11 protein-coding genes are annotated in these 13,687 nt (G+C 38.8%); 4 read left to right on the forward strand and 7 right to left on the reverse strand.

Translation table 11 applies throughout. The annotated features are described in order from the left end of the window. Positions 1 to 3 precede the first annotated feature (3 nt). The 3 genes from cysS to EHQ58_RS14345 are packed head-to-tail and all read left to right on the forward strand — an operon-like array spanning position 4 to position 3,301. Positions 4 to 1,458: a cysteine--tRNA ligase gene (gene cysS, locus EHQ58_RS14335; RefSeq protein WP_135624577.1), complete on the forward strand. Its 1,455-nt coding sequence runs from the start codon at positions 4 to 6 to the stop codon at positions 1,456 to 1,458. Beyond that, on the forward strand, positions 1,440 to 2,210 hold the full coding sequence (rlmB, locus tag EHQ58_RS14340) for a 23S rRNA (guanosine(2251)-2'-O)-methyltransferase RlmB (RefSeq protein ID WP_135624578.1): 771 nt from the start codon (positions 1,440 to 1,442) through the stop codon (positions 2,208 to 2,210). The genes cysS and rlmB overlap by 19 nt, the downstream gene beginning before the upstream one ends. Next, complete coding sequence (locus EHQ58_RS14345; protein ID WP_135624579.1) at positions 2,207 to 3,301, forward strand: PGAP1-like alpha/beta domain-containing protein; 1,095 nt, start codon at positions 2,207 to 2,209, stop codon at positions 3,299 to 3,301. The genes rlmB and EHQ58_RS14345 overlap by 4 nt, the downstream gene beginning before the upstream one ends. On the opposite strand, the gene EHQ58_RS14350 is transcribed toward EHQ58_RS14345, so the two are convergent. The 6 genes from EHQ58_RS14350 to EHQ58_RS14375 are packed head-to-tail and all read right to left on the reverse strand — an operon-like array spanning position 3,284 to position 11,935. Further along, entirely contained in the window at positions 3,284 to 5,029 is a 1,746-nt protein-coding gene (locus EHQ58_RS14350; protein WP_135624580.1) for a sodium:solute symporter family protein, read from the reverse strand. The two genes, EHQ58_RS14345 and EHQ58_RS14350, sit on opposite strands and share 18 nt — an antisense overlap. Next, complete coding sequence (gene hisF, locus EHQ58_RS14355) at positions 5,026 to 5,802, reverse strand: imidazole glycerol phosphate synthase subunit HisF (RefSeq protein WP_135624581.1); 777 nt, start codon at positions 5,800 to 5,802, stop codon at positions 5,026 to 5,028. Before hisF ends, EHQ58_RS14350 begins: the two co-directional genes overlap by 4 nt. Continuing rightward, positions 5,799 to 7,265, reverse strand: coding sequence for an Asp-tRNA(Asn)/Glu-tRNA(Gln) amidotransferase subunit GatA (gene gatA, locus EHQ58_RS14360; RefSeq protein ID WP_135624582.1), 1,467 nt, complete (start codon positions 7,263 to 7,265; stop codon positions 5,799 to 5,801). The genes hisF and gatA overlap by 4 nt, the downstream gene beginning before the upstream one ends. Further along, on the reverse strand, positions 7,262 to 7,552 hold the full coding sequence (gatC, locus tag EHQ58_RS14365) for an Asp-tRNA(Asn)/Glu-tRNA(Gln) amidotransferase subunit GatC (protein WP_210412833.1): 291 nt from the start codon (positions 7,550 to 7,552) through the stop codon (positions 7,262 to 7,264). The genes gatA and gatC overlap by 4 nt, the downstream gene beginning before the upstream one ends. 6 nt (positions 7,553 to 7,558) lie before the next feature. After that, complete coding sequence (locus tag EHQ58_RS14370) at positions 7,559 to 8,965, reverse strand: undecaprenyl-phosphate glucose phosphotransferase (protein WP_135624584.1); 1,407 nt, start codon at positions 8,963 to 8,965, stop codon at positions 7,559 to 7,561. 3 nt (positions 8,966 to 8,968) lie between these two features. After that, entirely contained in the window at positions 8,969 to 11,935 is a 2,967-nt protein-coding gene (locus EHQ58_RS14375) for an LPS-assembly protein LptD (protein WP_135624678.1), read from the reverse strand. Between the two features lie 206 nt (positions 11,936 to 12,141). Between EHQ58_RS14375 and EHQ58_RS14380 the strand changes: the two genes are divergently transcribed. After that, positions 12,142 to 12,519 (forward strand): LIC_14007 family protein, encoded by a 378-nt coding sequence (locus tag EHQ58_RS14380; RefSeq protein WP_135624585.1) that lies wholly within the window; start codon positions 12,142 to 12,144, stop codon positions 12,517 to 12,519. Between the two features lie 26 nt (positions 12,520 to 12,545). Here EHQ58_RS14380 and EHQ58_RS14385 read toward each other — a convergent pair whose 3' ends face one another. Next, entirely contained in the window at positions 12,546 to 13,643 is a 1,098-nt protein-coding gene (locus tag EHQ58_RS14385) for a response regulator (protein WP_246047368.1), read from the reverse strand. Between the last annotated feature and the right edge of the window lie 44 nt (positions 13,644 to 13,687).

Genomic DNA, 13,687 nt, shown 5'->3' on the forward strand with positions numbered 1-13,687 from the left:
CCTATGATATTCAAATTCTATAATACAAAAACAGCAAAAAAAGAAGAGTTCATACCTAGTAACCCAAACGAGGTAAAAATTTACTCTTGCGGACCCACCGTATATAATTTTGCACATATCGGAAATATAAGATCCTTTCTTTTTGTGGATGTTTTACGAAGGGCCCTTAAGTTAGGTGGTTTTCACTTAAATCAAACAATGAATATCACGGACATTGATGATAAGATCATCCGAGAGGCCATTGCAGGCGGAGTTTCTGTCGAGGAGTTTACAAAACCGTGGACAGATGCTTTTTTTGAAGACCTGAAATCCTTAAACATTCAAAGCCTAGAACATTATCCAAAAGCAACGGAGTCTATTGGCGATATGATCTCTATTGTTGGAAAATTGAAAGAAAAGGGACTTGCATACGAGAAGGATGGAAGTCTTTATTACTCCATTCAAAAATTTTCCAAATATGGAAAACTTTCACATATTGATGTTAGTGGAATGAAGTCTGGTGCCAGGTATGATGCTGACGAATATGAAAAAGAGGATGTCAGAGATTTTGTTTTATGGAAGAACAGAAAGACTGAAGGGGAAAAAGCTTGGGAAAGTGAGCTTGGCATCGGAAGACCTGGTTGGCATTTAGAATGTTCTGCGATGATACGAAAGATTTATAATTCTGGCATTGATATACATACAGGAGGCATTGACCTTCTCTTTCCGCATCACGAAAATGAGGTGGCGCTTTCGGAAGGAGCTTTTCCCGAGGAGACTTTCGTAGGTACTTGGCTACACTGCGAGCATTTGCTTGTTGACGGAGAAAAAATGTCTAAGAGTAAAGGGAATTTCTATACTCTTCGGGATATCCTAGCGAAAGGATATGATGTCAAACAGATCAGATACCATTTGATCTCAGCTCATTACCGTTCAAAGTTAAATTTTTCTTTAAAGAAGTTGGATGAATCTAAGCAGGCATTAGAAAGGTTGCAAAATACTCTTTTTCGTATAATGAGTGTTTTGGATTTTAATTGGGATAAGCTAGATTCTTCTCAATCTGATTTATTGCGTGAGAGGATCAAAACAGAACGCATTCGATCTTTTGTAATCGATTTTGAAGCAGCAGTTGCTGATGATTTAAATATTCCGAAGGCATTAGCTGCAATCTTTGATTTTGTCCGAGAGGTAAATTCTGGATTAGATTCAAATGCCTGGGATAACAACAATCTAACGGAAATGATTTATAGTTTTCAAGTATTCGATCAGATTCTCGGATTGTTAAGTTTTGAAAAACCATTAGAAACTATAGACGCGAATGACAAAACGAATATAGAAGAGAAGATTGCTGAGAGAATTATGGCAAAACAGAATAAAGATTTTGCTAAGGCAGATTCCATTCGAAAGGAATTGCTAGAACAGGGAATTCAACTTCTAGATAATAAGGATGGAACCACCTCTTGGAAAAGAAACCAGTAGATATTTTATTTGGTAAACGAAATTTTTTTGAATTTTTAGAATCCTTAGACACGATGATTCCTGAAAAAGGAATAAAATCCATACGTGAAATCTTATTAAAAGATTCCATACCCTCTGAAGAAAAAAAAAGAATTCAAGCCTATCTTCCTCCGAATATCAAGTGTTCACTGGTAAGTATCAGAGAATTGGATCGAGTTGCCGGAGATAAGAACCACCAGGGCTATGTGATCATTCGAACTAAACAGAAGTCTTTTCAATCTCAGACGTGGGAGCAGTTCAAGCAGACGATCGAGCCAGGTGAAGGTCCGATTTTAATTTTAGATCGGATTCAAGATCCTGGAAATTTGGGAAATATTTTGCGCACTGCAGAATGTTTGGGTGTGAAACATATTGTGATGTCGGACAGGGACACCGCCCCAATCAGTCCAGTGGTGGAAAAGTCTTCTGCGGGAGCCGTACATCATCTTAATATATTTCGAATCGCAAATTTGAGTCAGGCGATGGAACGATTGAAAGAGCTTGAGTATTGGGTTCTTGCTACAGATGAAGAGGGATCTGAAGAAATTTGGGAGGATCTTCCTGATGCGGAAAATATGGCAGTCATTATGGGAAATGAAGGTGAAGGTGTGAAAAGGATATTACTTGAACACGCTGACTACAAAGGAAGGATCGCCTTACAAGGATCAGTATCCTCTTTGAATGTGGTGGTCGCATGCGGAATCACATTAGATAGGATTGTCAATCGGACTTGAAAGGTTCGACATTTGCCATTATCTTATTTTTATCTTCATTCCTCTTTGGGGACTGTGCTTACTATGTCTGGAAAAAACAATTTACGACCGACAAAAATACTGACGATGCCCTACTTCTTTCTCTCGTCGGTGTCATTGAAAATCCAAACCAAGAGCTCTTTTTTTTTCAACCAGGAGTGAGCAGAAATCTTAAGTATGAGCAATACCTAGAAGCTTCCCTTATCTCATTTCCTTCCTCTAAACCAAAACTTATATTTATCCACGGTTGGAATCCTTTAGAAAGAGATACCGATCCCTTTACGTCGAGGACCCGGAAAGTTGATAATATCAATGGAACTTTTCAGAACGGGATCATACACTACCAAGAAGATCTGTCTCTAGCTAAAACTAAATATGATTTGTTTCTTTTCACGTATAGAACCTCTAACGGACTCATTTTTAATGCAGATGGCTTTTTGAAAATTTTAAAAAAAACATTCCAAACCTCTGATAAAGTGATCATAGTAGCTCACTCTATGGGTGGTCTGGTTACTCGAGCAGCTATGAAATCTGAAGGTTACTTACCAAATTTGATTGATGGAGTTGTGACATTGGGATCTCCGATGTATGGCTCCCCTTTTGCCTCAAAGGCGTATTTGAAATCACAATCTTTTGTAAGTGAATTGTCTGCTTTCCTACTCGAAACGCAAGGTGGCGCAGATCTCAGTCATACAAATCAAGGTCTAGGGCAAACCCAAATTGAAAATGAAACGAATCTCGTTTTAGATTACATCAATCAAGATTTTCCATACAATCAAACATTTGTTAGCTTTGCTGGTTTATTGTCAGCTCCCTCTTGTGCTGGAGCTGAGACCTTTTATTATACGACGGGCTGTACTGTCTTAACAAATTCGAATCCAAGTTTTGTCCGAAATGATGGAATTGTTCCTGAGAATAGTGCCTTTCTTGGCAAAAGTGTTTTTAAAACGATTAGCAAAAACGGATATGATCACTCTATGATGGCGTTTCAAACAAAAGATATAGATGATACTAAAAGTAAAGAACTATTCGAAGAAGCCATCCTGCAGGCTGATTTATTGCTTGCTAGGTGAACTATTTAAGGATTTTTTTAAAGAAAATCTTAAAAGGAGTACACTCGTCAGTAAAATTGGGATAGAAACATAAAGTATTTTCGTTTCCCATAATAATCCTTGAATCGATTGCAAACCGCTGACAATGAGAAAAAATCCGGAAATGACACCCAAGAAAGAATGATAGAGTCCATTTGGAAACACTTTAAATGATTTTGAATCTCCTTCAAATAGACCTTTCCAAAAGAAGTGTGGAGGCCGGACCTTAAAATAAAATTCTTTGATCATTGCAGGATTAGAAGTTGGAAGTATAAATGTACTAATGATCAGTAAACCTGTGCAAGTGAGTGAGTTTGCGAGGATCGTATAAGGAAATTCAAGTTTAAGAATGATTGCAAAAAGAATGTAACAAACTGGCGAAAGGATCAATGCCAGTATCTCTGTGTAAGCTGAAATCCTCCAATAAAACCAACGAGCTATCAAAACAAAACCGATACCAGAAGAAGACTCCAAAAGAAATACCCATGCGCCTTTGACAGTTTCCATACCGTAAACGGCAAGTAAGAGTGAGGCAGCCCCAGTTAAAAATTGTAAAGCATATGTTACGTTCAAATAATACCGATCTGTCTTTGCCTTTTGTAGAACGGGCTTCCAAAAATCAAAGACAAGGTAGGACGCACCCCAGTTCAGATGCGTCGCTAGAGTTGACAAATATGCCGCGAGAAACGCACTTAAGATTAATCCTTTTAGACCCATCGGAAGACCTTCATTGAGGAACAGCAGAAATCCCTTGCCACTTTCTTTGTCAGTCAGATCGGGAAATGCAACCAAGGAGGCTAAGGCAACTAGAATCCAAGGCCAAGGTCGTAAAAAGTAATGAGCTAAAACGAACCATAATGAACTCTTGATTGCCGAATCTTCATTTTCAGTAGCCAGAATTCTTTGTGCAATATAGCCGCCCCCGCCAGGTTCCGCACCCGGATACCAACTTGACCACCATATAACAGTTAACATGATGATGAAATGGTCAACGGGTAGTCCGATACTGCTCGAAAAGCTTGGATAAAAATTTACTTTCTCAGGCGCGATCTTTTCGACAAGTCCGGAAACGCCACCGATACCTGGCAGACCCAGAATGAAATAAGCATAAACAACACAACCACCCCATGCTAAAAAAAACTGAAATACATCAATGAACGAAATCCCTTTCAGTCCACCAAAGGAGGTATAGATAATGCCAATGAGAATAAGAATGAGCAATATAAGTATTTCTGAATATTCTGGAAAAAATACTTGGATAATTTTGAGCATGGCTAAATTTACCCAACCGAGTATAATAATATTTAATACACCTCCAATGATGACTGCCTTAAAGCTGCGAAGGACGCTCGCCTCTTTACCTGAGTACCTAATAGCAATTAGTTCAAGATCTGTTTTGGCACCAGACCTCTTCCAAAGTTTCGAGAAAAAAAATACTGTGACAAGTCCTCCGATCGCCATATACCACCAGAGCCAATTTCCCGAGATACCCTTTGATCTGACAATTTCTGTGACTGCAAGAGGAGTATCTGCCGCAAAGGTGGTTGCGACCATAGCTGTACCAGCGACAAACCAACCCAATTTACCTTCAGCTTGAAAGTATCCGGCTAGTGTGCGAGCCTCTTGATTCCGATTTAGATATAAAATGGAGAAAATAACGAGAAAAGGCAAAAAAAATAAAACATGATCTAAAATAGAAAACGCAATCATAATCTAACTTTAATGCCCATTTCCCTCATGGCTTGTTTGGTTTCTTTGATCGTATACTCACCAAAATGAAAAATTGAGGCAGCGAGTACCGCATCAGCACCACCCCTCAGAATGGCTTCCGACATATGCTCGGGATTGCCTGCGCCACCAGATGCAATGACAGGGATACTTAAGTTTTGAGTGAAAAGTTTTAGTACATTGATATCAAAACCATCTTTGGTCCCATCCTTATCCATCGAGGTCAAAAGTATTTCGCCTGCACCTCTCTCGTAGGCTTCACGTCCCCATTCTAAAGCATCTTTACCTGTTTCAGTTCTTCCTCCATTCAAATAGACTTCGAATCTTTTTCGCTCTTGATTGAATTTAGAATCTATCGCACAAACAATACATTGAGATCCGTAGATTTCGCTGGCTTGTGTCAAGAGCTCTGGATTTTGAAAAGCCGCAGTATTGATTGAAACTTTATCCGCACCTTTGTTTAATACGGAGCGAACATCATCTAAAGTACGGATACCGCCGCCAACCGTAAATGGGATAAAAAGTTTATTTGCAACCTCCTCTACTAAATGGAGCAAAATATCTCTCTTATCACTTGAGGCAGTTATATCCAAAAAACATAACTCATCGGCTTGATTTTCTTCATATGCAACAGCGCAAGAAACTGGATCTCCAGCATCGATCAGGTTAACAAAATTTACACCTTTTACGACTCTACCATCTTTGATATCTAAACATGGGATGACTCGTTTGGTCAGCTCGTCTGTGAGTATCATTTTATTGTTTCTGGAAGATGAATCTTAGTTTCAGGAAATTCATTCAGCATCAAAGCATAGGATAATAATTTTTCCTCTTCGAAATGATTCGAGGTAAGTTGCATTCCGATGGGTAAACCTATCTCATCAAGGCCCGCAGGACAGCTTATGGCGGGAACGCCTGCAAGATTTACGGTCGTTGTTAAAATATCAGCTAAATACATTTGTATTGGGTCTTTCGTTTTTTCTCCCACCTTAAATGCGCTAGTTGGTGAAGTCGGCTGAAAAATAAAATCTACATCTTTGAAAAAAGATTCGTATTGTTTTTTAATCAAAACTCTAGCTTTTTGCGCCTTGCCATAATAGGCATCATAATAACCAGAGCTTAGTGAGAATGTTCCCAATAAAATTCTACGCTTTACCTCGTTGCCAAATCCCTTCGATCTGGATTCAACGTATAGATCCTCGAGTTTTCCTTGGCCTTCATCCCGAAAACCATATCGAATTCCATCAAAACGCGATAGATTGGAAGAACATTCAGCAGTTGCAATTAAGTAATAAACAGGGATCGAATACTTAAAAAGACTAAAGTCTAATTCTTTTAAAATGGCGCCTTCTTTCGTAAGGGCGGCTTTTAACTCTTCATATCTTTTGGCGACACTCGGGCTTGCCTGGGTATCTTCCGTTTTCATAACTCCAACGCGAAGACCCTTCCAAGAACCTAACTTAACATGATTTACATTGAAAGACTTTTCCTTCGCCGAAGTTTGATCATGAGAATCGTATCCTTGAATGGAATCGAAAACATCAATCACCGAATGGATATCATTTCCAAAAGGACCGATTTGGTCTAAACTGGAGGCATAGGCAACTAAACCATATCTTGAAACACGTCCATACGTAGGTTTGAGTCCCCAAACGCCACATAAAGCAGCTGGTTGGCGAATGGATCCACCCGTATCTGATCCAAGTGAAGTTGACACCATGCCTGAGGCAACTGCCGCCGCAGAACCGCCGCTAGAACCTCCAGGAATTCTTGTGACATCAAATGGATTTTTTGTCGTTTGAAATGCACTATTCTCAGTAGAACTTCCCATAGCGAATTCATCCATATTCGTTCTCGGGACAAATAGAAATCCTTTTGATTTTAGCTTGGTGATGACAGTGGCATCATAAGGTGATCTGAAATTTGATAGAATTTTGGAGGCACAAGAAGTTATTTCTCCTTCAATGCAGATGTTATCTTTAATCCCGATGGGAATTCCGTCCATTTCTGATTTAAGAGCTTTTGATTTTCTACGAGCATCACTTTCTTTAGCAGAGGCAAGTATTTTTTCAGGATTGAATTCTAGGAAGGCACCGATTTTTGAATCTACAGCGTTAATTCTATCTATATAGGAGGAAGTCACTTCTTCGGAGGTAAACTCACCTTTACCCAATCCTTCTTTGATCTTAGAATAAGTTAATTTTGATAAATCGTTCATGTTTCTATCACTCTTGGCACAACAACATATCCATTCTCATAAGATGGTGCAATCTTCGATAAAGCATCTCGGTTTAAAGTATTCTCTTTAATGTCAGGTCTTAAAGAATTCATTGTTAGTTGATATATCTCATCATCTTCTACTGAAGAGGTGTCGAGATTTTTAATCTCATCTACATAGCTTACGATTCGTGAAAAATCATTCAACATACCTGAAATCTCTTCATCTCTGATCGACAATTTAGCTAAAGCTGCGATGTCCCTTAAATTCTTCTCATCCATAATTATTTCCTTTTAATATGCATTTCGATCGACTATTGCCTTCCATGGAGTTAGCAAAATGATTTTCAAATCAAATGCTAAACTCCAGTTTTCAATATAATATATGTCTGCTTTGATACGCTCTTCGATCGAGGTATCTCCTCTTAATCCCTGGACTTGTGCCCACCCAGTAATCCCGGCTTTTGCTGCATGCCGCCTCATGTATTGATGATGCTCCGATTGAAACTTTTCTACATAAAAAGGTCTCTCTGGTCGAGGACCCACAACGGACATATCACCTCTGAGGACATTTAAAAATTGAGGAATTTCATCTAAGGATAATTTTCTCAGAATCCCACCAACTTTTGTGACTCGAGGGTCATCTTTAGTTGTCCAAAGAGTATCAGACTGTTGTTTTTGTTGAACAACCATGGAACGAAATTTTAGCATATTAAATTTTCGATTGTCTAGACCTACTCGTTCTTGCTTGTAAAAAATGGGTCCGGCGCTTGATAATTTTATTAGAGCTGCTATGAGAATATAAATCGGGCTAAAAATCAAAAGGAATAAAACGGAAAAAATGATATCAAATGTTCTCTTTAATACTCGATTGTAACCAAGACGTAAAGGTATATTTCGTATAGAAATAATAGGAATTCCATCCAGGACTTCAACCCGACCTTTTGCTGTTATGATTTCTTCATAACTTGGAACTACTTTTAAATCAATGCCTAAATAATCAGAGATATCGATGGCTTCTTTTAAATAATCTCCCTCATCATGTGAAAGAGCATATACCAGAAGATCGATTTCATTATCTTTTAAATAATCCTCTAAATCTTTAATTTTGCCAACTGCTCGGTAACCGGAACCTCTCGACAAAAGATTGATTTTACCCTGGATAAAACCTACGACCGCATAACCATAAATAGAGTGTTTCTTGATCGTATTTGCAAAACTAAGAGCAGATTTGCCTGTTCCCAGAATCAAGACCGAGCGAAGGTTGTAGCCCTTGCTTCTTAGTATCCTCAGAATGCCACGAAGAAGAAAATGTGCAAGACTACTTAGTAATATAGTTGCGATAGCAAAATAACTGATCACAAGTCTCGAGAAACTTTCACCGCGAAAGAAAAATAGAAATGCAAGAATCAACATTAAATTGATGAGTACACCAGACGCGATGGCAAAAAATTCATCTGTTAAAGATAAACCTCGTCTTGGATGGTATAAATCAATCGACAAAAAGGAGATCACTTGAGAGATACCTAATACCAAACCCAAAACAAAGTAATTTCCAAAATCTATAATTTGTCTTTGAAATGCTGAATCTTCAGAAAGATAATAACGAATCAAAAATGCGATGGCAAAACTTAAGAAAGCGATAAATAAATCTGTAAATAAAAAGAGAAGTTTGAATGATTGGCTACGTTCTTTTAACATATTTTATTGTGCCTGAGCGGAAATACCATCCGACGTTCCATCAAGGGGTCTTTTTCTGAATCTATAAAGTCGAACTCTAGTGGCTTGTGAAGTTGCAGAGTCTCCGAAGGAAAAATTGGTGAGATTGACTGAAAAATAGACTGACTGATCATAAAATGTTAATGTATTGTCTGCGGTTAATCCACCTGGCAATGCTCTTAAATTCATGCTATAACCAAGTCTATATTCCCAATTATGTAGATCCAATTTAAAAGTCATCATGAAACGATTAATATTAAATACGGTCTTCTGTCTTTTATCTTGACCATTGGCTCCAGTTCCCGATGCTAAATCTTCCCAAATCGTTGTTTGGTCGTAATTCGTTCCATTTTGTGCGGTGAATAGTTCTGGTGTGGTGGAGTAAGCATAAAATTGACCTTGGGCAAGTGCTGTTAAACGCCAAGGTTCTGTTACACGAGAATCAAGCTCTAATTCTACTCCTGAATACCTCGTAATTTTCGTATCAGTTCTAAAAAAGAATCTGTAACTATCTAGGTAACTGTCCTTATAAACATGATACCAAGTTGAGCCCACTTCCAAACTTCTGATTGCACGGATGATGGGCCAGGAGAAACCACCCATCTTGTAAGAAACGGTTAAATTATTCGAGAGAGATCTATTCTGAGGAGTATGATGAACATAATCATTATTGATGAAGATTCCAGAATAGAAGTTTCTTTTGCGCTCGAGAAGGCTAGGTCTTCTAGTTTGAAATCCATCAATAAAATCTATAAAACCTCCCACTCGGACGACAGTATAATACCACCTTTGCATATTGGAAATACCGGGGTTGTAGTCAGGTGACAGGGTTCTTAAATCGCGTATCGTGCGAACAGAGATATCTATGTCATTTAACGCATAACTCTCTAACGAGAACTCTGCTTCATGCTGCCTTTGATTTCCAAGGATCGGGTCTTTGATTTCCGCTTTTTGAGCATCAATTTTACGATAGGTTGTCGAAAAGAATAGTTCTGGCACCCCAATCCTTGCTGTATGACTCTGACGAACATATTGGTAGGATTGTTGTTTTAGAAAATTGCTATATGCTTTATTTGAATCTAAATCAGGGCTGTTTGCTGCTGTGCCCACTCCTGGATACTCTGCCGTTTGTTTTGTGGCACCTGCGTAAATGCTGGGTGTAAAGGATGCATATGATCCTAGAGAGATTGGGGAACGAAATCCAGATTCTCCGTAAACGCTTGTTTGTGTCCTCAATACAAAATCGTTATACTTTCCTGTCGGATCGGTAATACTTGTATTTGGAATCTTTGACTGGGTGGGTGCTCCATACAATCGACTGATATTGGATTGAAAATTCAAATCCCAGTAAACTGGACTATTATAGAAAGGGAGGTTCCCTACTTGACTTGAATTTTTTATCGTAACTACAGGTAAAGTATCTTGTGCGGAAAAATATTTATCTGCTTGGATCTGATATACAAGTGTTCTGCTTAATCCAATACTTACACTCAAATCCCCTCTATTCTCAGTGTAATTTAAATTCCAGTTGAGTAAATTTCGAATAAACCCTAATCGAACATCTCTGTAAGTATACAATGACTGTACTGAGTTTGAGGGTTGGTAGCGATTCCCGAATTCATAGTCGAATTGCCTGTTGCTAAAGTTTTCATAACCTACCTGAAGGTTCCGAGTTACATCCTTATTGAAATCATTAGATTTGACATTTAATCTAAGTTCGGCTTTCCACCATGGATCATAATCAACACCTGTATTTCTGAATCCGAGACCAGTGTTTGGAAACAGTTCCCCTCGATCTACCGTATTTGTAACCGCTACGTTACCGATACCAAAGTTCTTGAATCGATCCTCATACACAGATGTAATGGTATTTTTTTTATAATTCGCATATCCTAAGTTTATATTATAATTAACATTTGGTGAAAGTTTCCACATTTCCAATTGAGCGGCTTGACCAGTTTTCTCATACATATCAAATCTGATCTTATATCCGTTCGCTAACAGTAAAGAATTTGGATACGGGTCAGACCATTGGTAACTATTTTGGAGAAACCAGCCTTGCGTATTGTTTTTTCCGGATTGAACCATCCATCCATTACCGGTCTCTGAATTGTAAAGAACAGGCAGCCAAAATAAGGGAGTTCCCCCAACTTTAAACGTTAGGTTATAGGCTATGACCGATTTATCGTCATAGATAATTATTTTTTTAGCTTGGAAGGAGTCATGAGGTAATTCAGCATTACAAGCGGTAAAGTAACCCATTTCCATCAAGTATCTCTTTTCATCCAATCGCTTAAGCTTTTGACCAATGAAAAAGGAAGGATAGTAACTGAGCTTAGAATTATATACAACGCCTTGGTTGAGTTTGATGTCGTATAAAAACCTTTCTCCTGTTATCTTTGCCTGACCATCTTTATATTCAACGCCTCCTTCCGCATAAACCTCTTGTCTTTGGGAGTCGATGGAAACTGAATCGGCAAGCAGTTCCCCGCCCTTAATTTTTAAGCGAACCTTTCCTCTAAGAACGAGCACTCCGCCTTGGGTCTTATCGATATTTAACAGCTGTCCTTCGGCCGCATTTTGAATCTGAATGGGAGGATCTTTCTTTTTCTGATTTGAGAGAATTGATTCTTGGGTTAATTCGGGAGGGAGTTCAGGGACAAGTGCCTCTCGTAAACGTTCTCGTTTGACATAGATCGTACCCTGGCTACTCAATCCCAAATTGCGAAGATTATCATCCACCTCACGGTCGGTCATGCTATCGACAGATTTTTGAACGAGAATCCTCTGTATCGCACTGGCTGTCAGTTTACGCTCTTCTTCGCCTGGATTGGTTTTGGTTGCAGGCAAATCGGGAAAGAGCTGCTTTATGCCTTGGATGTCCTGTGAATGGAGATCAAAGATAATGCCAATTCCAGTGGCCAAGAATAGAAGTCGTAAGTATTTTCGCACAGGGAAAAGGATGCTTTGAAAGTATAAAACGAGGATTTCAATGACTGTCAAAAAAGCAATGGGAAAAGCAATTTCCAACGGAGCAAGTCCTTGATTTCCTGCCTATTTTTATAGCAAATTTAGGAGTTAAACAAAAAAAAGGGATTGATGCTCACTACAAGCTGACATAATTTAAGGGTCGCTTATTGGGGCGCCGGGAGAGTGAGATGTCAAAATCCTACACGGGAGAGCGAATCCCAGGAACGGTGAATTATCATGTATTCGTTACGGAAGCAAAAAATAGAAGGGAAATTCTCGTAGACCATCGCTTAAATATGCAAGCCTTAGTGACCGATCTCCACTTAAATCACAGAGACGAGCTTGCTTATAAAATCTCTCTCGCGATCCTCATCGATTTTACAGGGAACATTCCACTTGCCGAATCTTGTTTTCGTGATTTTAAAAATAATATGGAAAGACTTTTTTCGGAAGACCAATGGCTTCTACATTCCAATCGGATCGATGCGTTTTTAAGACACGAAGAAGGAACCGAAGAAGAAGTTGTGGATTATTCCTTTTTTGATCCAATACCCGAAAGAAGCTAAGTCACGTCAAACCTAACCGTCTAAAATTAGATCTCCTTTTCCAACGGTTTGTTGATCGGAAGGGAAATTTCCCAGCATCCCTTGGTATCCTCTTGGATTCTCGTCATCTTTCCACCCAGTTCCATCAGAATGGATTTTGTGATATCGAGCGTTTCTGCACTTCCCATCCGTGGATTTGTCTGGCCCCTGCCAGAGTCCTGAATGCTCACTACAATATTTTTATCTCCAGATGTTTCCGGACTTCGAATATTTACCTTTATCTTTCTAACTTCGAGATCCGTTTCGCTGAGCAGTCTGCTCCTTGCGTCTTGTAATAAGTTTAGTATCACCTGTTTTAGTTTCTGTGGTTGGCAATGGATGACAGGAACAGTTTCCGATTCTATTTCACATTGAATCCCTTCTTTCAAAAAATATTGATGCAGAAAGGACCGAGTATCGTTTAGGAGCATTGGTACATTAACAATTGTAATTTGATTGGTCGTTGCCTCTGAGTAATTTACCAAATTTTTGATAATTTTTGCAATTCGCTCAGACTCATCGAAAATTTTTTTTGCGTATCCCATCAGCTGAATGTTTTCAGATTTGCTTGCTTCCCTCGAAATTAGATCAGAGAAGTTCATGATGGAAGTGAGAGGGTTATTGACTTCGTGTGAAATTCCGGCCGCAACTAGTCCAATGGTCTCCCATTTTTGAGCCTCGTAAAGTCGTTGTTGGACTTCTTTCAACTGCCTTTGGATTTGAGATTTATAAATCGCCATTTCCACAGAAACATACAAATCACGGCTATTAAATGGCTTGATTAAGTAACCCGCTGGTTCTGTTGTTTTTGCACGATCTAATGTAGATTCATCTGAGTAAGCCGTAAGATAAATGACTGGAATGTCTTTTTTCTTTTTGATTATGCGAGCGACTTCAATCCCATCAATTTCCCCACCCAACATAATATCCATTAGTATTAGATCAAAGGGAGCTTTTTCGATTTTTTCCAAAACCTGAATGCCATCGGAAAGATATTCCGTGTCATATCCGTATTGCTTTAAAGTGGCACAAATGTTAATCGCGATGATACGTTCGTCTTCAACGACCAAAACTTTTTTCTGAGAATGTGACTCTAAAGGATCCATGGACATATTTGGCTGAACAATTATAGAATCCGCCCATTTACAGT

This window comes from Leptospira ognonensis (assembly GCF_004770745.1).
Taxonomy (GTDB): domain Bacteria; phylum Spirochaetota; class Leptospiria; order Leptospirales; family Leptospiraceae; genus Leptospira_A; species Leptospira_A ognonensis.

Coding starts and splice junctions, on each gene's coding strand:
- EHQ58_RS14370 (WP_135624584.1), bottom strand. CDS start 8,965: ATGTTAAAAGAACGTAGCCAATCATTCAAACTTCTCTTTTTATTTACA.
- gatA (WP_135624582.1), bottom strand. CDS start 7,265: ATGAACGATTTATCAAAATTAACTTATTCTAAGATCAAAGAAGGATTG.
- cysS (WP_135624577.1), top strand. CDS start 4: ATGATATTCAAATTCTATAATACAAAAACAGCAAAAAAAGAAGAGTTC.
- EHQ58_RS14385 (WP_246047368.1), bottom strand. CDS start 13,643: ATGGATCCTTTAGAGTCACATTCTCAGAAAAAAGTTTTGGTCGTTGAA.
- EHQ58_RS14350 (WP_135624580.1), bottom strand. CDS start 5,029: ATGATTGCGTTTTCTATTTTAGATCATGTTTTATTTTTTTTGCCTTTT.
- EHQ58_RS14380 (WP_135624585.1), top strand. CDS start 12,142: ATGTCAAAATCCTACACGGGAGAGCGAATCCCAGGAACGGTGAATTAT.
- hisF (WP_135624581.1), bottom strand. CDS start 5,802: ATGATACTCACAGACGAGCTGACCAAACGAGTCATCCCATGTTTAGAT.